The organism is Streptomyces sp. NPDC006551 (assembly GCF_040611675.1).
GTDB lineage: Bacteria > Actinomycetota > Actinomycetes > Streptomycetales > Streptomycetaceae > Streptomyces.
This window is the reverse complement of the sequence record NZ_JBEXOT010000005.1, coordinates 151989-172455: the sequence shown is the minus strand read 5'-3', so window position 1 is coordinate 172455 and position 20467 is coordinate 151989. Positions and strand designations below refer to the sequence as shown.

The following is a 20467-nucleotide window of genomic DNA, read 5'->3' as shown; positions in this document are numbered from 1 at the left end:
GTCGCTCATTCCTCGCCCACGAAGTCGTCGATGCGCGCGGCGATCTGCGCCGCTTCGATCACACAGAGCCGCAGCCCGTACGCGTCGGAGTCCATGACTTCGGCGGTGAGTTCGCCTCGGACGATCTTCTGCCAGTCGGGCAGCGTCGGGTTGTCCTTGGCGAGCAGCAGCAGCACGTCGAGCTCGGCCGGCTCCGGGCGGTAGGTCTCCAGGGCGCGGGAGGTGGTCAGGAACGCCTGGTAGAGCCGCTCCATGAACTGTGTGCCGCCGTCCTTCGCGGCGGTCTCGGCGCCGAAGAGCGCGGTCGACACCTCCAGGAAGACCTCCTCGCGGGTGGCGTCGGCCGGCGCCAGCGGCGGGTGGTCCACGTGCGGGGCGACCATCCGCAGGACGTCGTCCCGGTACCCGACGAGCCTCTCCCCCTCCGGCGTGTCGTCCTCGCCGGTCACCGAGCCGTCGAGGTAGCCGTCGAGGATGACGAGCTTGCGCACGCCGAGGCCGCGCTCCTCGGCGATCCGCGCGATCTCGTACGCGATGACGCCGCCGGCGCAGGCGCCGGCCAGGTGGAACTCGTCCTCGCCGAACTCGTCCTCCAGCAGGTCCGCGTAGGTCTCGGCGAGCGCGGTCATCTCGTCCGGCACGTCCAGGGCGCTGATGTGCGGCGACTGGAGTCCGAAGCAGCCGCGGTCGCTGCCGAGCGCCCGCACGATCCGGGCGTAGCCGTCGACCAGTCCCAGGCCGGGGTGGATGAGGACGAGCGGGGTGCGGGAGCCCTGGTTGCTCAGGCGGATGATCGCGCGCTCGGTGTTCGCGGCCTGCGAGAGCGCCTTGTTGGCGCTCAGGGCGCGGACGGTCCGGTAGCGCAGCAGGTCGCCCATGTTGAGGGACCAGCCAAGGCGCTGGTTGATCTGCTCGATCGTGACCAGGGCCAGCAGAGAGTCGCCCCCGGTGGTGAAGAAGTCGTCGTCGAGACCGACCGAGGGCCGGTCGAGCGTGGTCTTCCAGATCTCGACGAGGGCCTGCTCCACCAGGCTCTGCCCCGGCGTGACCTCGCACTCCTCGGGCGCTATCGGCCGAGTACTCACAGCGGAACTCTCTTTCTGGCGGGAGGGTCTAGGACCAGCCGCCCGTGAAGTGGATGACGTCGCCGGTGAGGAAGTCGGCGGAACCGCTGCCGAGGAAGACGACCAGGTCGCCGATCTCCTCGGCCGTGCCGAGCCGGCCGGCCGGCAGGAGGTCCCGGAGCCGGGCCCGGCCCTCGTCCGTCTCCCACAGCTCCGGCGGGTAATAGGTCTCGCTCTGGAGGAAGTTGGGGGCGACGGCGTGCACGGTGACGCCGTGCGGGGCGAGTTCGCGGGCCGCGGCCCGCGCGTACGCGGAGGCGCCGGCGCGCAGCGAGCTGTAGGCCGAGAAGCCGGGCTCGGGCCGGACCGGGGCCGCGGAGGTCATCAGCACGATGTGACCGCTCCCCCGGCGCTTCATGTGCGCGGCGGCCTTGGCGAGGACCGCCGCCGGGGTGACGAGCAGGGCCTCCGCCGCGCGCCGCAGCTCCGCCGGGTCGGCCTGCTCCACCGGCAGGTAGCGGGCCGGGTAGACGTCGTTGCTGACGACCAGGTCGAGCCGGCCGTACCCCTTGACGGCCTGCCCCACCGCGCCGGTCGCGGTCCTGGCGGCGCAGGCCACCGCGCCGTCCCGGCCGTCCTCGAACGCGGCCCGCGCGGCCTCGTCGAGGAAGGTCTCGTCGTGGCAGAGCACGGTGTAGCCGGCCTTGCGCAGGGCCTCGACGGAGCCGGGCCCGGCGTAGCGCGTCGCGTGGGTGACCACCGCGACGCGCTCCGCCGTGTCCGGGCGCGTGGTCGCTTCCGCGCTCACGCGCCACCGCCGATGAACTTCCGGAGCATCGCGTAGATCTCCTGGTCGGGGATCAGGATGTCGTGATGGGTGCCGGACTCCCGTTCCGCGACGGTCACCTCGCCCGACACGAGCCCGCCGAAGTGGTGCGCCGTCTCGGGGTGGGTCATCCGGTCCGTACGGCTGGTGGCGATGAGCACCCGCTGCCGGAGGCGGCGGGCCGCCTCGTTCGCGTCGTACGCCATGAGCGCGTAGTTCTGCTTGGCGTACCGGTGGAACAGTTCCTCGTCGCCGTACGGGTAGAGGATGAACGGGGCGAGCCGCGGTTCGACGCCGTACAGCATGTTCGGGTCGAGGAAGAGGGTCAGCGTGTCCCGGGCCCGGCGGGGGCCGGACGCGGCCCCGGCGAGCACGCTCTGGAACTGCTTCTGGAACGGGGTGCGCATGACCCCCTCGCCGAAGTTCAGGTCCGGGTGGAGCACGGTCAGCGTCTCCACCCGGTCGCCGAACTCGGCGGCCGCGGCGAGCGCCACGGGGGCGCCGCCGCAGATGCCGATCAGATGCGCCCGGGTCGGGCCGTACTCGGCGAGAAGCGCGCCGACCAGGTCGATCTCCTCGGCGAAGTCCCCCTCCGGGGTGTCGAGGGAGCGCCACTCACCGAACAGATAGGGGTTCTCGTAGGTGATGACGAGCCGGTCCGCCGACAGCTCCTCCAGCCAGGGCCGGAACAGCGTGGCCGGCACCCCGGACGGCAGGATCAGGACGATCGCCTCTCCACCGGCCGGTCCCGCCGAGAAGGAGTCGAAGGCGGGCACGCCCTCGGCCTCGATCCGGCGGCGGCCGGGGAGGGCGGCGAGCCCGGCGAGGCCCGCCGCCCCGCCGGCCGGGTCCCCCGAGCGGTCGGCGACCGGCTGCCAGCCGCCCAGTTCCAGGTCGCAGAAGTTGCTGAGCGCCACTTCCAGGCTGGAGGGCCTCTCCGGGGCCGGCCAGACGAACCGGGGCACCGTCAGGCCGTACGCGGCGCCGATGCCGGCCAGGACCTCGTTGCACCGTTCGACGTCCTCGGGGGCGAAGCCCGCGCCGTCCCGGTCGTGCGCCGGGAACACCCGCAGCGTCTCGCGGGCCGATCCCAGCAGGGGCTGGCAGAGCTCCAGCACATCGACCACGCTCAGGGTCTTCGTGGTCATCTCAGAACTTTTTCCCGCGCGTGGTCTCGGTGACCATGCGGTTGGACGGGTTGTTGTTGGCGCCGTTGACCAGGACGCTGCCGTAGCGCTCCAGGCTGATGCGGCCGCCGTACTCCTCGATGTGGTCGCTGCCGGGGTAGACGGAGACCGAGGAGGGGACGTAGCGGGAGGCGAAGCCCATCCGCATCTCGTTGGTCAGGCCGTCGTGCGGGTGGGAGGCGTGCATCAGCGTGGACCAGAAGATGATGAACTGGCCCGGCTCCATGATCTGCGAGACGGCGGAGTCCTCGTCGGGCTTCCAGTCCGGGTCGACCTGCAGCTGGCGGTAGTCGTAGCCGAAGAAGCCGCGGCGGACGCCGTCCTTGTCGACCCCGTTGATCGAGTTCGGGTCGTAGTGCATCCGCTTGGTCTCGTCGTAGTTCATCTGCTGGTGCGTACCGGGGATGAACTGCAGGCAGCCGTTCTCCACCTTCGCCTCGGTGAAGGCGGACCAGACGGTGATCGTGCCGCCGAACTCGGCGTTGTCCGGCCAGAGGATCTGCGGGGTGCCGGAGGCGTTGGCGAAGGTGTCCGCCTGGTGCCAGTCGGTGCCCTCGTCGCCGGGGTGCTTGGGGAAGAACTCCGTACGCCAGCAGATGACGTCCGGGCCGAGGATGGAGGCGACCCGGTCGACGATCTCCCGCTTGCCGACGTGGGCTGCGAGGAAGTCGTTGTCGAGGTGGCGGTCGTAGTTGGAGATGTTGGTGGCGCCGGACAGCTCGTCGTCCGGGTAGACGGCGTGGCTGCGGTCGAGCATCTGCAGCCGGGTCTTGCGCCAGATCTCACGCATCTCGTCGGGCTGGTAGAGCGTGAAGGGGCCGATGAATCCCTGCCGGTGGAAGGTGGCGAGCTCTTCCTCGGAGAGGGCGAACGACTGCTGTGTCTGCTGGGCTTCCGTGGTCATGTGCTGCGCTCCTAGCGGGAGGTGAGGGCGAGCTGGTTCTTGACGGCGGCGGCGAGGGCGGCGATGTTCGCGCCTTCGGCGAGCGTGCCGACGCTGAGGCTGAGACCGAATCGGTCGTTGACGACGCTGAGCATGTGGATCAGGGAGAACGACGTGCCGCCGAGGTCGAAGAACTCGTCGGTGTCCTTGATGCCGTCGGTGCCGAGCACCTCCGACCAGATCGCGCGCAGGCTTTCCTCGACGGAGCCCCCTTCGGCCTCGCCCTTCGACGTCTCGGCGAGCTTCAGCTCCAGCCGCTTGCGCAGCACGCCCTCGTCGAGCTTCCCGTTCACGGTGACCGGGAGTTCGTCGAGCGGGAGGTAGGCCGAGGGCGCCATGTAGGCGGGAAGCGCGGCGGCGACCGCGTCCTTGAGCTCGGCGACCAGCTGCTCCGGCGCCGCCGTGGTCACGGGGTACGCGACCAGGCGCGGGTCGCCCTCGCCGAAGTCGGCGGCGATGACGACGGCGTCCCGGACGGCGGGGTGCCGGCTGAGGACGGCCTCGATCTCACCGGGCTCGACGCGGTAGCCGCGGACCTTCAGCTGGCGGTCGGCGCGGCCGGTGTAGGCGAACGTGCCGGGGGCGGTCTGGACGCCGCGGTCGCCGGAGTCGTACCAGCGCAGGGTGGTGCCCTCGGCGTCGGTGCGCTCGACGAACCGTTCGGCGGTGAGCTCGGGGTGGTTCAGATAGCCGCGGGCGACACCGGCGCCGGCGACGTGGATGACGCCCTCCTCGCCGAGCGGCAGGGAGCGCCCCCGCTCGTCGAGGATGTCGAGGCGCAGGTCGGCGATGGGCTCGCCGATCGGGCTGGGGCCCTCGTCGGCCAGGTCGGCGGCGGCGATCCGCTTCCACGTGACGTGCACGGTGGTCTCGGTGATGCCGTACATGTTGATCAGCGCGGGCGTGTCGAGGCCGTGCCGGTCGGTCCACGGCGTCAGGGCGCGGCAGTCCAGCTTCTCGCCGCCGAAGATGACGTACCGGAGGCTGAGCGCCGCGGTGGCCTGGTCGGCGGCGTGGGCGTCGAGGTCCGCGCTGATGAGGTTGCGGAAGGCCGACGGCGTCTGGTTGAGGACCGTCACCCGCTCGCGGCGCAGCAGGGCGTGGAAGGCCCGCGGGTCGCGGGCGGTGTCGTGGTCGACGACGACGAGGCGGCCGCCGTGCAGCAGCGCGCCCCAGATCTCCCAGACGGAGAAGTCGAAGGCGGCGGAGTGGAAGGCGGTCCAGACGTCGTTCTCGTCGAAGCCGAAGACCGGCGCGGTGGCGGTGAAGAGCCGGACCGCGTTGCGGTGCTCGATCATGACGCCCTTGGGCTCGCCGGTGGAGCCCGAGGTGAAGATCGTGTACGCGAGGCTCGACGGCTCCGCGGCCTGGTGGCCGTCCGGGATCCCGGTGTCGTCACCGTCGCCTTCGGGCAGTGCGTCCACGAGGACGACGCCCTGTCCGGTCACCAGACCGGCCGTGGCGCCGCTCGCGACGACGACACCGGCGTCACACGCGGCGAGGACGAAGTCACGGCGGTCGGCCGGGTAGGCGGGGTCGACCGGAACGTATCCGGCACCGGACTTGAGGATGCCGAGCAGACCGACGACGAGGTCGGTTCCGCGCTCCACGCAGAGCCCGACCCTCCGGTCCCGGCCGGCACCGGCCGCCCGCAGCGCACGGGCCACCCGCTCGGCGCGGGCGTCGAGCTCGCCGTACGTCAGCCGGGTCCGGCCATCGGTGACGGCCACGGATTCCGGGAATCGCGCGGCGATCCGCTCGAAGTTCTCGTGCAGGGTGAGCGAATCATCGAGCGATTCGCTGGAAATCGCACCAGGATTCATAGACGTGGAGCCTTTCCCAGTCATGGAGCAGGAGGTTTCGGAATTCGCGGTATTCGCGGGATTCTCATGATTCTCGGAATTCGTGGCGCTCTCGGCGGCACCTTCCGCCGTCCGCCTTCACCGAATGTGTCAGCCGCCTCAGGGGCCCTTCAAGGGAATCTCCTGGCACCAAGGTGCAGTGGCTGCAAGTGGCCAGCGTCAGGGCGCCCCGGCGTCGACGACGCACACGATCCCGTGGCAGAGCCCGAGGTCCCGGCCCTCCTGGGGCACCCTCAGCTCGACCCGTACCCGCTCGGCCGGGGGCCGCAGCAGGAACTGGACGGCCGCGAGGACGCTCGTGCCGGCCTCGGGCGCGGAGGCGGCGGAGACGAAGACCACCGAACGCCGGTCGGTCTCGGGCGGCTTGGGCAGATAGACGTGCTCCACCTGGCAGCTGGAGACCTGGGGGACCACACTGGCCAGATCATCGGGATCGATCCGCGCGACCCCGAATTCATCGGGCGGGACATCGAGATGGATGGCGTACATGGCAGAGAGAATCCCAGCCGTTTCCCGCGGTTCGTCCCCACGGTCAGGGCAGCTTGATGCCATGGCAGCAAAGGGCCCGCCGGTATTCGGCGAGCCCTTGGAAGGACCGTGCGACGAGCGTCAGAGCCAGCCGGCCCGCTCGGCGAGCACACCGGTCTCGAACCGGCTGCGTGCGCCGAGCCGGGCCGAGATGGCCGACATCATCCGGCGGGCGGTACGCAGCGAGAGCCCCAGCTTCCTGGCGGCCACCTCGTCGGTGTGCCCGTTCTGCAACAGCCGGAGCAGCTCGATCTCCTGCTCGGAGGGCGCGTCGACGGCCGGCCGGGACTCGCCGTGCAGCGGGGTGGCCCGCTCCCAGACCATCTCGAACAGCGCCAGCAGCGCGGTCACCACGCCGGGGGCGCGCAGGATCACCGCTCCGGCGCGGGTGTCGTCGGGGCTGACCGGCAGCAGCGCGACCGACCGGTCGGCGATCAGCATGCGCAGCGGCAGCGACGGCATCGTGCGTATCTCGCCGCCGAGTTCGGAGAGCCAGCGGGCGTACTCGGTGGTGGCCCGGCAGTTGCGCACGCTGTCGAGATAGATGGTCCGCAGCTTCACTCCGGCGGACAGGCTCTGCTCGTCGAGCGGGCGGCTGGCCTCCAGCGCCTCGGGGCTCTGCGCGCCGCCGGGCATGAAGGCGAGGATCTCGGATCCGGCGTGCCGGGCGAGTTCGGACAGCCGGGCCCGCACCTCGTTGACGCCTTCGAGCTGTTCGAGGCCGACGTTGCCGTGCCGGGCGCGCTGCGAGGCGTACATCGCGGTGAGTTCGGCGGTGGCCGCGCGTACCGCCGCCAACTCCAGTTGCTGGGAGTGAATGTCGGTTTCCCGCCGGTGAATGTATGCGGCGAGACCGACTTCGGGACTGATCGGGGCGACATCGGTCGCGTCCTTCGTCGGGTAGAGCATCGAGAGCTCCGCCAGCCGGTCCAGGCACTCCCGGACCGCGGCTTCTTCGACTTCCAGCTCCTTGGCGATCTCCGCGAGCCCCCAGCCCGGCTCGGTGATCACCAGGCGGTAGACGTCGACGCAGATCTCGTCCTGTCCGATCAACGCCGCGAGCGACGAGAAATCCGTGTCCCCGCGCGTTCCGCGGCACGGGTCGGCGAAGCCCCCCATGTACCCCATCCTCACCCAACGGATCGATACTCGGCCGAATCCTTTGTTCGCCCCTTAGCATTCAGCGCCGGACGGTCGATTCCGGTACGGATTCAGGGCACCCTTTCGGGTGCTTGACGTTACAGGACGAGAGCGGAAAAGGGGACCACGCCGAATCGTGGTTTTAAACCGCCGGGACCTGGGAAACCCGGGCGGAATGATGAAGGACGAACAAACTGGTCTTGGAACGGCATACGCGCCGGAACCGCGTGACTTCCCTGATCAGCGCGGGGCCGTGTCCATGTCCCCGAGAGCTTCGTCGACGGCCTCTTCGACCGCCTCTTTGCGTGCGGCCGGGTCTCTCCCACCGAGGACGCCTCCTACGCCGTAGATCATCGCGCCGACGGGAGCCGGGCTCTCGCCCGACCGATGCCGCGACCGGTCCGCCGAGATGAGCGAAAAACAAGCGGTACTCCGCGACGGACGCGCGCCGTCTCCCCGTAGAGCGGGTGACGGATGCCGCGCCGGTCCTCGGCGCGGCGGTGGGAGCCGGGAGGGGTCCGGGACATGGCGAGACGGGTCGCAGGACGGATACGCAGGGGTGTGACGGGGACGGCGGCCGCGGCGGTGGCCGTGGCGATGCTGACCGCCTCGCAGCCACCGAGCCCCGTGGCACAGGAGGTCACCGGACAGCCGGACGTCTCCCTTCCGGGCGATGCGTACTACTACACCGCACTGCCCCCGCTGTCGGTGCGCGGCGGGACCCTTCCGCCTCGGCGTCCCGCCCCGGCCGTCACCGACGGGACGGAGGACGGTGCCGTTCCCGCCATCGTCCTCGACGCGTACCGGAAGGCGGAGGCGGCCGTCGCGCGGAGCACCCCGAGCTGTGCCCTGCGCTGGCAACTGCTCGCCGCGATCGGCCAGGTGGAGTCCGCTCAGGCGCGGGGCGGCAGGGTGGACCGGAGCGGTACGACCTACGCGCCCATCCGCGGCCCGCGGCTCGACGGCAACGGGTTCGCGACCATCCACGACACCGACGACGGCGCGTACGACGGCGACACCGCGTACGACCGGGCGGTCGGCCCCATGCAGTTCATCCCCTCCACCTGGGCCCGGTGGGGCTCCGACGGGAACGGCGACGGCAGCGCCGACCCCCACAACGTCTACGACGCGGCCCTCGCGGCCGGCCGCTATCTGTGCGCGGGCGGACGCGTCCTCTCCGATCCGGACGATCTCGACCGCGCCGTCCTCTCCTACAACCGGTCGCGGGAGTACCTCCGCGTCGTCCGGTCCTGGTTCGCGTACTTCCTGAACGGCCACATCCCGGACGGATCCGGCTGGGGCGGTCTGTACGGGGACGGCCTGAGCGGAGGCAGCGACGCGGGCCCGGCGGGGGCGGCCCCCTCCAGCGCCCCGCCCGCCCGGCCGCGCAGCCCGCGTCCGCGCACCGGTACCTCGCCCTCCGTCGCACCCGCCCCTTCGGCCGCGTCCAAGCCCACGCCCGCGCCCACGCCCACCCGGTCACCCGAGCCCTCGCCCACCCCCTCGTTCACGCCCCCACCTGCGGTCACGACCCCCGGCACGGGTATCGGACTACCGGACGACCCCGTCCTTCCGACGACCGGACCACTCACCCCGTAACGGTGCGGACTCACTCCGGCTCCACCCCTCCACAACTCCGGATACCGGGCGGTAATGTCACCGCCGCCCTGCAGTCCGGTGTGAGCGTGAAGGGGCCCTCATGGCGACGGACCTACATTTCGGGTGGCAGCACCTGTGGAGCCATCGCGAGCAACTGCTCAAAGTGGCGCGCCGGAGATCCTTGAGCACCGAGGACGCCGAGGACGCCGTCCAGGAGGCGATGCTGCGCGCCGCGGAGAACCCGCACCTGGACCTCGACGACCCGCGGCTGGGCGCGTGGCTGACGACGGTGACCATGCGCCTGTGCGTCGACCGGTACCGGCAGGTCAACCGCGAGGCCGAGGTGCGACGGATCCCGAGGCTCGTCGCGCCCGGCCCGGTCCCCGTCGACGAGGCGGTGTGCGACCGCGCGGAGGCGAAGTGGCTGGCGTTCCGGAGCCAGGAGCTGCCCGCCCGCCAGGCCGAGGCGCTCCGGCTGAAGGCCCAGGACCGGGATGTCGGTCAGGTCGCCCAGGAGATGGGGCTCAGCTACGAGGCGGTCGAGTCGCTGCTGGCGAGGGCCCGGCGCACGCTGCGCAACTCGCTGGCGGGCACGCTGGCGCTGGCCCTGTGGCTGTGCGGGCGCGGCCGGACGCAGACGGGCGGGAACGCCCAGATGGCGGTCGCGACCTCCACGGCGGCGACGCTCGCCGTGGTGGGGCTGACCCTGCCCTTCACGTACGAGTACGAGCCGGACCGCTCGGGCCGCCCTCCGCAGGGCGCGTCGGCGGCGGTGGACCCGGCGGAGACGGGAAGGGCGAAGGCCACGGACGGTCCGGCCGGCCCCGCCGGCGCGGCCGACCCGTCCGCGCCCCCCTCGCCCGCCCGTCCGTCACCGTCGGGCACGAAGGCATCGCCGTCCGGCCTCTCCTCGGTGCTGCCGGAGGTGTTCGTCACCGAGGTGCCGGTGCCGCGGGTGCCCGTCCCCGACCTGCCCGTACCGGCTGTCCCGGCGGTTCCGGCGCCCGAGGTGCCCGAGGTGCCCGAGGTGTCCGTACCCGAGGTTCCGGTGCCCGAAGTGCCCGAAGTGCCCGCGGTCGAGACGCCCGACGTGTCCGACGTGCCCGTACCGGACGCCCTGCCGGACGTCCCCGCCCGCCTGTCGGGCAACGGCCCGGTTTCCGCCCCGTAAAAAATCTTCGCCTTTCCGCGACGGACGCGCCGCCCTTCCCCGTAGAGCAGATGTCGGAGCTGCTCCCCGCTGAAGGGTGAACCGGATGGGTGTCGAGATCTGTGTGGAAGGGTTGACCAAATCCTTCGGCCACCAGGTCATCTGGCAGGACGTCTCGCTGACGCTGCCCGCCGGCGAGGTGTCCGTCATGCTCGGCCCCTCGGGCACGGGCAAGTCGGTGTTCCTCAAGACGCTCGTCGGCCTGCTGAAGCCGGACCGGGGATCGATCACGATCGCGGGCCAGGACATCACGCGGCTGCGCGAACGCGACCTCTACGAGGTGCGCAAGCTCTTCGGCGTGCTGTTCCAGGACGGCGCCCTGTTCGGGTCGATGAACCTGTACGACAACATCGCCTTCCCCCTGCGCGAGCACACCCGTAAGCCCGAGAGCGAGGTCCGGCGGATCGTCCTCGAGAAGATGGACATGGTCGGTCTGATCGGAGCCGAGGAGAAGCTGCCGGGCGAGATATCCGGGGGCATGCGCAAGCGGGCCGGTCTCGCGCGGGCGCTGGTGCTCGATCCGGAGATCATCCTGTTCGACGAGCCCGACTCGGGGCTCGACCCCGTCCGCGTGGCCTATCTCAATCAGCTCATCGTGGATCTGAACGCGCAGATCGACGCGACCTTCCTGATCGTCACCCACGACATCGCCTCGGCCCGGCAGGTCCCGGACAACATCGGGCTGCTCTTCCGGCGCGAGCTGGTGATGTTCGGCCCTCGCGAAGAGCTGCTCGCCAGCGACGAGCCGGTCGTACGGCAGTTCCTCAACGGCCGTATGCAGGGGCCGATCGGCATGGCGGAGGAGAAGGACGCCGCCCAGGTCGAGCAGGAGCTGGCCCAGCTCGACGCCGGGGACCGCCGCGGCCCCCAGGGCGGCAAGGGAGCGTCCGGAGCGGGCATCACCCCCCGCCTGCTGCCCAGCCCCGGAGTCACCCGCCCGCCCCGGTGGCAGGCGATCGCCGCACGCGAGGACAGGCGGGAGGTGGCGGAGGCATGAGCCTGTCCCCGACAGGGGCGCTCCGGCACACCGGAAGCCTCTTCGCCATGGCCCTGGACGTCCTGCGGACGCTGCCGCGGCGCCCCTTCCAGGTGCGGGAGTTCATCCAGCAGGCGTGGTTCGTCGCCAGCGTCACCATCCTGCCCACGGCCCTGGTCTCCATCCCCTTCGGAGCCGTCATCGCGCTGCAGATCGGCAGCCTGACCCGGCAGCTCGGCGCCCAGTCGTTCGCCGGCGCCGCCTCCGTGCTCGCCGTCCTTCGGGAGGCGTCCCCCATCGTCACGGCCCTGCTCATCGCGGGGGCCGGAGGCACCGCGATCTGCGCGGACCTCGGGGCGCGCAAGATCCGCGAGGAGATCGACGCCATGCAGGTGCTCGGGATCGACCCGATCCACCGTCTCGTCGTGCCCCGGGTGCTGGCCACGATGCTCGTGGCGGTCCTGCTCAACGGCCTGGTCTCCGTGGTCGGGGTGGCGGGCGGCTACTTCTTCAACGTCGTCCTGCAGAACGGCACACCCGGCGCGTACCTCGCCTCCTTCACCACCCTCGCCCAGCTGTCCGACCTGTGGGCGGCCGAACTGAAGGCGCTGGTCTTCGGCGCCATCGCCGCGATCGTCGCCTCGTACAAGGGGCTCACCGCGAAGGGCGGCCCGAAGGGCGTCGGCGACGCCGTGAACCAGTCCGTGGTCATCACCTTCATGTTGCTCTTCGTGACCAACTTCGTGCTGACGGCGGTCTACTTCCAACTCGTTCCGCAGAGGGGTTAGCGATGGCTCTGCCGAACCGGCTCAACCGGCTCAGTCCACTCGGCGGCGCCGGGCGGCTCCTCGAGGAGCTCGGCCGCCAGATGTCGTTCTACGGCCGCTCCCTCGCCTGGACCGGCCGCACCCTGCGCCGCTACAAGAAGGAGGTGCTGCGCCTGCTGGCCGAGGTGAGCTTCGGCCGCGGCGCGCTGGCCGTCGTCGGCGGCACCGTCGGCGTCATCGCCTTCCTCTCCTTCTTCACCGGCACCGAGGTCGGACTCCAGGGGTACGCCGCGCTCAACCAGCTCGGCACGTCCAACTTCGTGGCGTTCCTGTCCGCCTACTTCAACACCCGTGAGATCGCCCCGCTGGTGGCCGGGCTCGCCCTGTCCGCCACGGTCGGCGCGGGCTTCACCGCCCAGCTCGGCGCGATGCGGATCAGCGAGGAGACCGACGCCCTGGAGGTGATGGGCGTCCCGTCGCTGCCCTTCCTGGTCACCACCCGCATGATCGCCGGGTTCGTCGCGGTGATCCCGCTGTACGTGGTCGGGCTGCTCTCCTCCTACTTCGCCGCCCGGACCATCACCACCGGCTACTACGGGCAGTCCGCCGGCACCTACGACCACTACTTCCAGCAGTACCTGCCACCCGTCGACGTGCTGTGGTCCTTCGGCAAGGTGATCGTCTTCGCCGTCGTGATCATCCTGGTCCACTGCTACTACGGCTACCACGCGAGCGGCGGCCCCGCCGGAGTCGGTGTCGCGGTCGGCCGGGGGGTCCGTACGTCCATCGTCGCCATCAACATCCTCGACTTCTTCCTCAGCCTGGCGATCTGGGGCGCGAACACGACCGTACGGATAGCGGGGTAAGGCCATGCGTCGACCGACTCTGTCCCCGACCGCCCGACTGCGGGTGTACGGCATCGTCTTCCTCGCCGTGATCGCGCTCCTGCTGTCGCTGACCGTCGCCGTCTACCAGCAGGTGTTCACCCCGGTCGTCCGGATCACGCTGGAGGCGGACACCCTGGGCAACCAGCTGGATCCGCGCGCGGACGTCAAACTGCGCGGCCTGCTGGTCGGCGAGGTCCGCGAGGTGCGGGCCGACGGCGAGAAGGCGGTTCTCTCCCTCGCGCTCAAGCCGGAGCACGTCGCCCTCATCCCGGCCGACGTCCACGCCCGGCTGCTGCCCAAGACGCTGTTCGGCGAGAAGTACGTCGAGCTGGTCCCGCCACGGAACCCGTCGTCGCGGCACATCGCCGCCGGTGACGTCATCACCCAGGACCGCACCACCGTCGGCATCGAGCTCCAGCGGCTGATGAACGACCTGCTGCCGCTGCTGCGCACGGTGCAGCCCGCCAAGCTGAACGCCACCCTGTCCGCGTTCGCCACCGCGCTCGAAGGGCGCGGCGACAGGATCGGCGACAACCTCGTCCGCGTGGAGGAGTACCTCCGCAAGCTCAACCCGCACATGCCGTCCCTCAGGGAGAACATCTCCCGGTTCGCCGACGTGGCCGAGGTGTACGCCGACGCCGCGCCCGACCTGATGCGGATCCTGAACAACACCCTCACCACCAGCCGGACCCTGGTCGAGAAGGAGGACCGGCTCGCGTCGGCCCTGACCTGGACCGCCACCGCCGCGGGCACCACGGAGGGCTTCCTCGACGACAACGCCGACCGGCTGATCACCCTGGGCCGGGTCTCCCGTCCCACGCTCGCCCTGTTCGCCCGCTACTCCCCCGAGTACCCCTGTCTGCTCTCCGGCCTGGTGCGGCAGGAGGCGGCCGCCGAGGAGACCTTCAGGGGCGGGGAGATGCGCATCACCCTCGAGTTCGTACGCCCACGGCCCCCCTATCACCCCGGCGAGGAACCGCGCTATGCCGACCGCTCCGGCCCCGACTGCAGAGACCTGCCCCACCCGCGCGTGCCCGCGCCGCACCCCAAGCTCGACGACGGCACGTCGCGTACGTCCGGGGAGACCCTCTCCGGCACGGCGGCCGAACAGCGCGCCGTCGCCACGCTCGTGGCCCCGGTCATGGGGATGCCCGCGGCCGACGTTCCCGCGGTCGCGACCCTGCTCTTCGGACCGATGGCACGGGGAACGGCGGTGAGCGTCGCATGAGCGCGAGGACGAGTGCACGCGCGACGGCGCCCCAGCTGGTCAAGTTCAGCCTCTTCACCGTGGTGACCGTGCTGGCGACGGCGGTGCTCGCCGCCACCATCGTCAACGTCTCCTTCACGCCCCAGGACACCTACACCGCGGTGTTCAGCGACGTCACCAGCCTGGAGGAGGGCGACGACATCCGGGTCGCGGGGGTGCGGGTCGGCGAGGTCGAGTCCATCCGCATCACCGAGCGGACACTGGCCGAGGTCACCTTCAGCGTCTCCCGCGACCGGCCGCTGCTCACCAGCACCGGCGCCGTCATCCGTTACCGGTCCCTGGTCGGACAGCGGTACATCGCGCTGACGGAAGGCGCGGGGAACGGGACGCGGCTGCCGCCCGGCGGACGGATCCCGCTCTCCCGCACCGAGCCGGCGCTCGATCTCAACGCGCTGCTGAACGGCTTCAAGCCGCTGTTCGCCGCGTTGAGCCCGAAGGACGTGAACCAGCTGGCCACCGAGATCATCAAGACCCTGCAGGGCGAGGGCGGCACGGTGAACAGCCTGCTGGCGCACACCGCCTCGCTCACCACGACCCTCGCCGACCGCGACAAGCTGATCGGTTCGGTGATCACCAACCTCAACACCGTGCTGACGACCGTGAACAAGCGCAGCACCCGCTTCTCCGATCTCCTCGCGCAGCTGCAACGGGTGATCTCGGGGCTCTCGGCCGACCGGAAGCCCATCGGTGACTCGCTGGCGGGGATCAACGGCCTCGCGGAGGCCACGTCCGGCCTGCTCAAGGACGCCCGGCCGCCGCTGAAGACCGACATCGCCGAGCTGTCGAAACTCACCGGAACGCTGAAGGACAACGAGAAGACCGTGGAAGGCGTCCTGCAGCGACTGCCGAACAAGCTGAACAAGCTGACCGGCACCGCGTCCTACGGCTCCTGGTTCAACTTCTACCTCTGCGACTTCGACGGCCGGATCGTGCTGCCGAAGACCGGCGAAGTCATCACACCCGAACTCCATGTCGCGCGGGCGAGGTGCAACGGATGATCCCCTTCCGCGAACGCAATCCCGTGGTGATCGGCGCCATCGGCCTCACCGCGATCGTGGCGCTGATCGCCACGGCGTTCAACGCCGACAGCCTCCCGCTGATCGGGAACGGCGAGGAGTACAGCGCGGCGCTCTCCGAGTCGGGCGGGCTCAAGTCCGGCGACGAGGTCCGCATCGCCGGGGTGAAGGTCGGCAAGGTCGACGACGTCGACCTCGACGGCGACCACGTCAAGGTGACCTTCCGGATCAAGGGAGATCCGGAACTCGGCGAGGAGACCGGCGCGGCCGTCCGGATCAAGACGATCCTGGGCGCGAAGTACCTGGCGCTGGAGCCGAAGGGCAACGGCCGCCTGGAGCCCGGAAGCGAGATCCCGCTGAGCCGCACGGTGGCGGCGTACGACGTGGTGGAGGCGTTCAGCGATCTGACCACGACCACCGAGCAGATCGACACGGAGCAGCTGGCCACCGCCCTGGACACCATCTCCACCACCTTCGAGGACTCGCCCCCCGAGGTCCGTGCCTCCATCCAGGGCCTGTCGCGGATCTCCACGACCGTGGCCTCCCGTGACAAGGCGCTGCGCGAACTCCTCGACCACGCCAACGGCGTCACCGGTGTGCTCTCCGAGCGGACGGACGAGTTCACCACGCTGGTCAAGGACGGCGACAAGCTGTTCAAGGAGATCACCCAGCGCCGCGACGTCATCCGCGCGCTGCTCAAGAGCTCGGTCGCCCTGGGCATCCAGCTCTCCGGCCTGGTGCGGGACAACCGCGAGGAGATCGGGCCCGCCCTCAGCAACCTGAACGCGGTGGTCAAACTGCTGGAACGCAACCAGGCGAGCCTGGACCGCAGCGTCAAGCTGATGGCGCCCTTCGCCCGTGTCTTCACCAACACCCTCGGGAACGGCCGCTGGTTCGACAGCTACATCCAGAACCTGGTCGCGCCGACCCCGGTGACTCCTCGCACGGGAGGATCGCGATGAAGAGGATCACGATGAACCGGCGGGTCGTCCGCCGGCTGGCACTCCTCACCGCGCTGGTGGCCGTCGCCACCACGCTCGCCGTCGTGTACTGGCCGCAGTCACCCACCGTCCGGGTCACCGCGTACTTCCCGCGCACGGTCGGCATCTACCCCGGTTCCGACGTCCGCGTCCTCGGCGTCAGGATCGGCGAGGTCACGAAGATCACCCCGCAGGGCGACCGGGTGCGCGTCGAGCTGGAGTACGAAGGCGAACGCAGGGTGCCTGCGGACGCCAAGGCCGCGATCATCAACTCCTCGGTGGTCAGCGACCGTTACCTCCAGCTGCTGCCCGTCTACCGAAGCGGTCCCACGATGCGCGACGGCGACGTCATCCCCGAGCACCGGACGGCGGTCCCGGTCGAACTGGACCGCGTCTTCGACAGCCTCCGTACGACGGCGGACGCGCTGGGCCCGCGCGGTGCCAACAAGGACGGGTCACTGTCCCGGCTCCTCTCCGTCGGAGCGGACAACCTCCAGGGCCAGGGCGATCAGCTGCACCGGACGGTGGAGAACCTCTCGCAGGCCGTCACCACCCTGTCCGACGGCCGGCAGGACCTTTTCGGGACCGTACGGAACCTCCAGGTTTTCACGGCCGCGCTGGCGGCCGACGACGCGAGCGTCCGGGCGTTCAACGACAGCCTGGCCGCCGTGGCCGGGCAACTGGCCGGCGAACGCAAGGACCTCGCGGCGGCGATCAAGCACCTGGCCGTCGCACTGGCCGATGTGGCCGACTTCGTTAAGAAGAACAAGAAGGCGCTGACCGCCGACGTGAAGGGGCTCGCCAAGGTGACGAAGGTGCTGGTCACCCAGCGCGCCGCCCTCGAGGAACTGCTCGAGGTCGCCCCCGCCGGGCTCTCCAACCTGCAGAACGCCTACAACCCGGGGTCCGGCACACTCGACACCCGTAACAACCCCGACCACCCCCAGGACCCCGCCTCCCTCCTCTGCTCCATTCTCCGAACGACCGGGGAGAAGGCCGACTGCGCGGACCTGAAGAAGCTGTTCGACTCCCTGCCGGAACTGCCCGCGGCGGGCACGGACCCGGCACGTGCGGCCGCCTCGGGCACGGGCTCGGTCGACAGGACGCTCGGCGGAATCCTGGAGGCCCGTACATGAGCACCCACACCACGCGTCGGGCGGTCGTCTGGGCGGCCGCCGGTTCACTGCTGCTGACCGGCTGTTCCTTCAACGGGCTGTACGACGTGCGGCTGCCCGGCGGGGCCGCCGCCGACGGCGACGCCTACCGGATCACGGTCGAGTTCAGAGACGTCCTCGATCTCGTGCCCCAGTCCACGGTGAAGGTGAACAACGTCACCGTCGGAGCCGTCGAGAAGATCGAACTCGTCGGCTGGCACGCCCGGGTCCGGCTGCGCGTCTCCGATTCGGTCAAGCTGCCCGGGAACGCCGTCGCCGAGCTGCGGCAGACGAGCATGCTCGGCGAGAAGTACGTCGCCCTGTCGGCACCGACGGACGGCGCGCCCGTGGGCCGGCTCACCGACGGCGCGAAGATCCCGCTCTCCCGCAGCGGCCGCAACCCCGAGATCGAAGAGGTGCTGTCGGCGCTCTCCGCCCTGCTCAACGGCGGCGGCGTGGCCCAGCTCAAGACGATCTCCACGGAGCTGAACAAGGCCTTGGAGGGCCGCGAGAACCGGGTCAAGTCGCTGCTCACGGAGCTGGACACCTTCATCGGCGGTCTCGACAAGCAGCGCGCCGACATCGTCCGCGCGCTGGCGGGCCTCGACAAGCTGGCCAAGACGCTCGCCAAGGAGAAGGCCACGATCGACCAGGCCCTCACGACCGTGCCGCCCGCACTGAAGGTCCTGGCCGACCAGCGCACGAAGCTGACCGCGATGCTCACCTCGCTGTCGGAGCTGGGCAGGACCGGCACCCGCGTGATCAACGCGTCGCGGAACGATGTGGTCGCCAACCTGCGGAGCCTGCGGCCGATCCTGGAGCAGCTGAACAAGGCGGGCGCCGATCTGCCCAACTCACTGGAGCTGCTGACGACCTACCCGTTCCCGCGCAACGCCGTGGACGCCATCAAGGGCGACTACGTCAATCTCAAGGTCACCGCCGATCTCGATCTGCGCGGCATCTACGGCAACCTCACGGACGACCCCGCGAAGCCGCCGAAGCCCGGAGCTCCCCAGGTGCCCGGCGTTCCCACGCTCCCGGGCACCCCCGACCTGCCCGGCACCCCGGAACTGCCGGACACACCGGGTCTGCCGACGACACCCGTCCCCTCTCCGACGGCCCCTCCGGCCGGGCCGGGGGGCGGGACGGGCGACGGTGGCGTGCTCTGCCCGCCGGTGTGCACCAGCAGCCACGCCTCGTACGGCGGCGGGGACGCCCGGCACGGCGTGAACCTTCCGCTCGCGGAACTGATGCTGAAGGGGATGCAGCTGTGATCACGCGTACGGTCAAGGCCCAACTGGTCGCCTTCTCGCTCGTCACCGCCGTCGGGGTCTCCTACGTCGGCGCCGAGTACACCGGTCTCGCCGACAGCCTCCTGGACCGCGGATACACCGTACGGGCGGACTTCGCCGATTCCGGGGGGATCTACTCGGGCGCCGAGGTCACCTACCGCGGGGTCCCCGTGGGCCGGGTGGGCGATCTGCGGCTGGCGGACTCCGACGGCGTATCGGTCGCCCTCCACATCGACGACGGCACGCGCATCCCGACCGACGCCCTGGCGGTGGTGGCGAACCGATCGGCCGTGGGCGAGCAGTACGTGGATCTGCAGCCGCGCGCCGACAGCGGCCCGTACCTCCGGGACGGCGGCACCATCGCCCGCCGGAACACCCGGGTGCCGGTGCCCACCACCGATTTGATCCTCAGCCTGGACCGGCTGGTGAACTCGGTGGACAAGAAGGACCTGCGGGTCACGGTCGACGAACTCGGCAAGGCGTTCGCCGGCACGGGCCCGCATCTGACCCGGCTGGTGGACTCGGGCAACGCCCTGGTGGAGTCGGCGTCGGACTCGCTCCCCCAGACGATCAGACTGATCGAGGACTCGCGGACGGTCCTGAAGACACAGGCCGACAAGGGCTCGGCGATCACGTCGTTCTCCCGCGATCTCGCGGCTCTCACCGCTCAGTTGAAGGCCTCCGACGGCGATCTCCGGGCTCTCATCGACCACGGCACGCCCGCCGCCCAGGAGCTGAACTCCCTGCTGAAGGCCAACGAGACGCACCTTCGGGTCCTGTTGGGGAACCTGATCAGCGGTGGTCAGATCACCGTCGCCCGGCTGCCCGGTGTGGAACAGATGCTGGTCACCTTCCCGGTGGTGGTCGCCGGCAGCTACACCGTGATCCCCGGTGACGGCACCACACACTTCGGGATGGTGGTGAACGCCGACGACCCCCCGGCCTGCCGGCAGGGATACGAGACCCGGCGCCGCGACCCCGCGGACACCACCGACCGCCCGGCGAACACCGATGCCCGCTGCACGGCTCCGCGCGGCGGTGACACCTCCGTCCGCGGCGCCCAGAACGTACCGGGCGCGCAGGGGCGGACGGCCGGCCGGGGCTCGTACGTCACGGCCTACGACCCCGACACCGGAGCCGCGTACGGCCCGGACGGAACGCCCGTCGAGATCGGCTCGACGGGCGGAGCACGGAACGCGTTCGGAAAGGACTCATGGCAATGGCTGCTCGTGGGACCCATGGCATGACCCGCGTACTCTTGCGGAGCGTGGCGGTGCGGGCGGCGCGTCACGGGAGGGCACTCACCGCCGGCCTCGCCGTCGTGGCCGCCGTCCTGACGGCCACGTCCCTGTGGCTGGGCCACGAGCTGTACGAACGTCACGAGACGGAGCGGCGGCACCAGGACATCCTGGCGGCGGCCCGCCAGTCGGCGCTCAACTTCACCTCGCTCGACTACCGGCACTACGACCGGGACAGCGAGAACGTGCTGAACGGCGCGACCGGGGAGTTCAAGAAGCAGTTCGCGGCGCAGACCGCGGAGCTGACGAAGCTCGTCGCCGCCAACAAGTCGGTCTCCGAGGGGCAGGTGCTCGACGCGGGCATCGCCAGGGCGGACGCCCGCTCGGCCCGCGTCCTGGTGGTGACCGACAGCAAGGTGAGCAACGTGTCGGCTCCGGAGGGCACCGCCCGCAACTACCGGCTGCAGCTGGACCTCGTGTTCGAGGGCGGCCGGTGGTTGACCTCCAACGTCGAGTTCGTCGGCTGAACCC

General features: G+C 70.6%; 19 protein-coding genes. 12 read left to right on the top strand and 7 right to left on the bottom strand.

Features of this window, described 5'->3' with window-relative positions; translation table 11 throughout:
- Window positions 1-5 precede the first annotated feature (5 nt).
- The 7 genes from ABZY12_RS08290 to ABZY12_RS08260 all read right to left on the bottom strand — a co-directional run bounded on the left by ABZY12_RS08290 (window position 6) and on the right by ABZY12_RS08260 (window position 7529).
- Window positions 6-1085: a thioesterase domain-containing protein gene (locus ABZY12_RS08290; protein WP_356888430.1), complete on the bottom strand. Its 1080-nt coding sequence runs from the start codon at window positions 1083-1085 to the stop codon at window positions 6-8.
- A gap of 28 nt (window positions 1086-1113) precedes the next feature.
- The gene (locus tag ABZY12_RS08285; protein WP_356888428.1) at window positions 1114-1872 is read right to left on the bottom strand and encodes an SDR family oxidoreductase; all 759 of its coding nucleotides are present in this window, start codon (window positions 1870-1872) and stop codon (window positions 1114-1116) included.
- The gene (locus ABZY12_RS08280) at window positions 1869-3038 is read right to left on the bottom strand and encodes an alpha/beta hydrolase (RefSeq protein WP_356888426.1); all 1170 of its coding nucleotides are present in this window, start codon (window positions 3036-3038) and stop codon (window positions 1869-1871) included. Before ABZY12_RS08280 ends, ABZY12_RS08285 begins: the two co-directional genes overlap by 4 nt.
- A 1-nt stretch (window position 3039) precedes the next feature.
- Window positions 3040-3981, bottom strand: a complete 942-nt coding sequence (locus ABZY12_RS08275) for a chlorinating enzyme (RefSeq protein WP_356888424.1) — start codon at window positions 3979-3981, stop codon at window positions 3040-3042.
- An 11-nt stretch (window positions 3982-3992) separates the two neighbouring features.
- Window positions 3993-5843 (bottom strand): amino acid adenylation domain-containing protein, encoded by a 1851-nt coding sequence (locus ABZY12_RS08270; protein WP_356888422.1) that lies wholly within the window; start codon window positions 5841-5843, stop codon window positions 3993-3995.
- A gap of 198 nt (window positions 5844-6041) precedes the next feature.
- A complete protein-coding gene (locus ABZY12_RS08265) occupies window positions 6042-6371 on the bottom strand; it encodes a hypothetical protein (RefSeq protein WP_356888420.1) in 330 nt (109 codons plus the stop codon).
- A gap of 120 nt (window positions 6372-6491) precedes the next feature.
- The gene (locus ABZY12_RS08260) at window positions 6492-7529 is read right to left on the bottom strand and encodes a helix-turn-helix transcriptional regulator (protein ID WP_356888418.1); all 1038 of its coding nucleotides are present in this window, start codon (window positions 7527-7529) and stop codon (window positions 6492-6494) included.
- Window positions 7530-8075: 546 nt separating this feature from the next.
- On the opposite strand from ABZY12_RS08260, the gene ABZY12_RS08255 reads away from it, so the two are divergent.
- From ABZY12_RS08255 to ABZY12_RS08200, 12 genes are all read left to right on the top strand, one after another.
- Window positions 8076-9149, top strand: a complete 1074-nt coding sequence (locus tag ABZY12_RS08255) for a lytic transglycosylase domain-containing protein (RefSeq protein WP_356888416.1) — start codon at window positions 8076-8078, stop codon at window positions 9147-9149.
- 100 nt (window positions 9150-9249) lie between these two features.
- Window positions 9250-10320 carry a sigma-70 family RNA polymerase sigma factor gene (locus ABZY12_RS08250; protein WP_356888414.1) on the top strand — a complete coding sequence of 357 codons (1071 nt, stop codon included), beginning with the start codon at window positions 9250-9252 and terminating at the stop codon, window positions 10318-10320.
- An 85-nt stretch (window positions 10321-10405) separates the two neighbouring features.
- Entirely contained in the window at window positions 10406-11356 is a 951-nt protein-coding gene (locus tag ABZY12_RS08245; protein WP_356888412.1) for an ABC transporter ATP-binding protein, read from the top strand.
- On the top strand, window positions 11353-12123 hold the full coding sequence (locus ABZY12_RS08240; protein WP_356888410.1) for an ABC transporter permease: 771 nt from the start codon (window positions 11353-11355) through the stop codon (window positions 12121-12123). The genes ABZY12_RS08245 and ABZY12_RS08240 overlap by 4 nt, the downstream gene beginning before the upstream one ends.
- A gap of 2 nt (window positions 12124-12125) precedes the next feature.
- On the top strand, window positions 12126-12968 hold the full coding sequence (locus tag ABZY12_RS08235) for an ABC transporter permease (RefSeq protein ID WP_356888408.1): 843 nt from the start codon (window positions 12126-12128) through the stop codon (window positions 12966-12968).
- Window positions 12969-12972: 4 nt separating this feature from the next.
- A complete protein-coding gene (locus tag ABZY12_RS08230) occupies window positions 12973-14217 on the top strand; it encodes an MCE family protein (protein WP_356888406.1) in 1245 nt (414 codons plus the stop codon).
- Window positions 14214-15254: an MlaD family protein gene (locus tag ABZY12_RS08225; protein WP_356888404.1), complete on the top strand. Its 1041-nt coding sequence runs from the start codon at window positions 14214-14216 to the stop codon at window positions 15252-15254. Before ABZY12_RS08230 ends, ABZY12_RS08225 begins: the two co-directional genes overlap by 4 nt.
- A complete protein-coding gene (locus ABZY12_RS08220; RefSeq protein WP_356888402.1) occupies window positions 15251-16234 on the top strand; it encodes an MCE family protein in 984 nt (327 codons plus the stop codon). The genes ABZY12_RS08225 and ABZY12_RS08220 overlap by 4 nt, the downstream gene beginning before the upstream one ends.
- Window positions 16231-17388 carry an MCE family protein gene (locus ABZY12_RS08215; RefSeq protein WP_356888400.1) on the top strand — a complete coding sequence of 386 codons (1158 nt, stop codon included), beginning with the start codon at window positions 16231-16233 and terminating at the stop codon, window positions 17386-17388. The genes ABZY12_RS08220 and ABZY12_RS08215 overlap by 4 nt, the downstream gene beginning before the upstream one ends.
- Window positions 17385-18680, top strand: coding sequence for an MCE family protein (locus ABZY12_RS08210; RefSeq protein ID WP_356888398.1), 1296 nt, complete (start codon window positions 17385-17387; stop codon window positions 18678-18680). The genes ABZY12_RS08215 and ABZY12_RS08210 overlap by 4 nt, the downstream gene beginning before the upstream one ends.
- Entirely contained in the window at window positions 18677-19945 is a 1269-nt protein-coding gene (locus ABZY12_RS08205) for an MlaD family protein (protein WP_356888396.1), read from the top strand. Before ABZY12_RS08210 ends, ABZY12_RS08205 begins: the two co-directional genes overlap by 4 nt.
- Window positions 19942-20463 (top strand): hypothetical protein, encoded by a 522-nt coding sequence (locus ABZY12_RS08200; protein ID WP_356888394.1) that lies wholly within the window; start codon window positions 19942-19944, stop codon window positions 20461-20463. Before ABZY12_RS08205 ends, ABZY12_RS08200 begins: the two co-directional genes overlap by 4 nt.
- Window positions 20464-20467 lie beyond the last annotated feature (4 nt).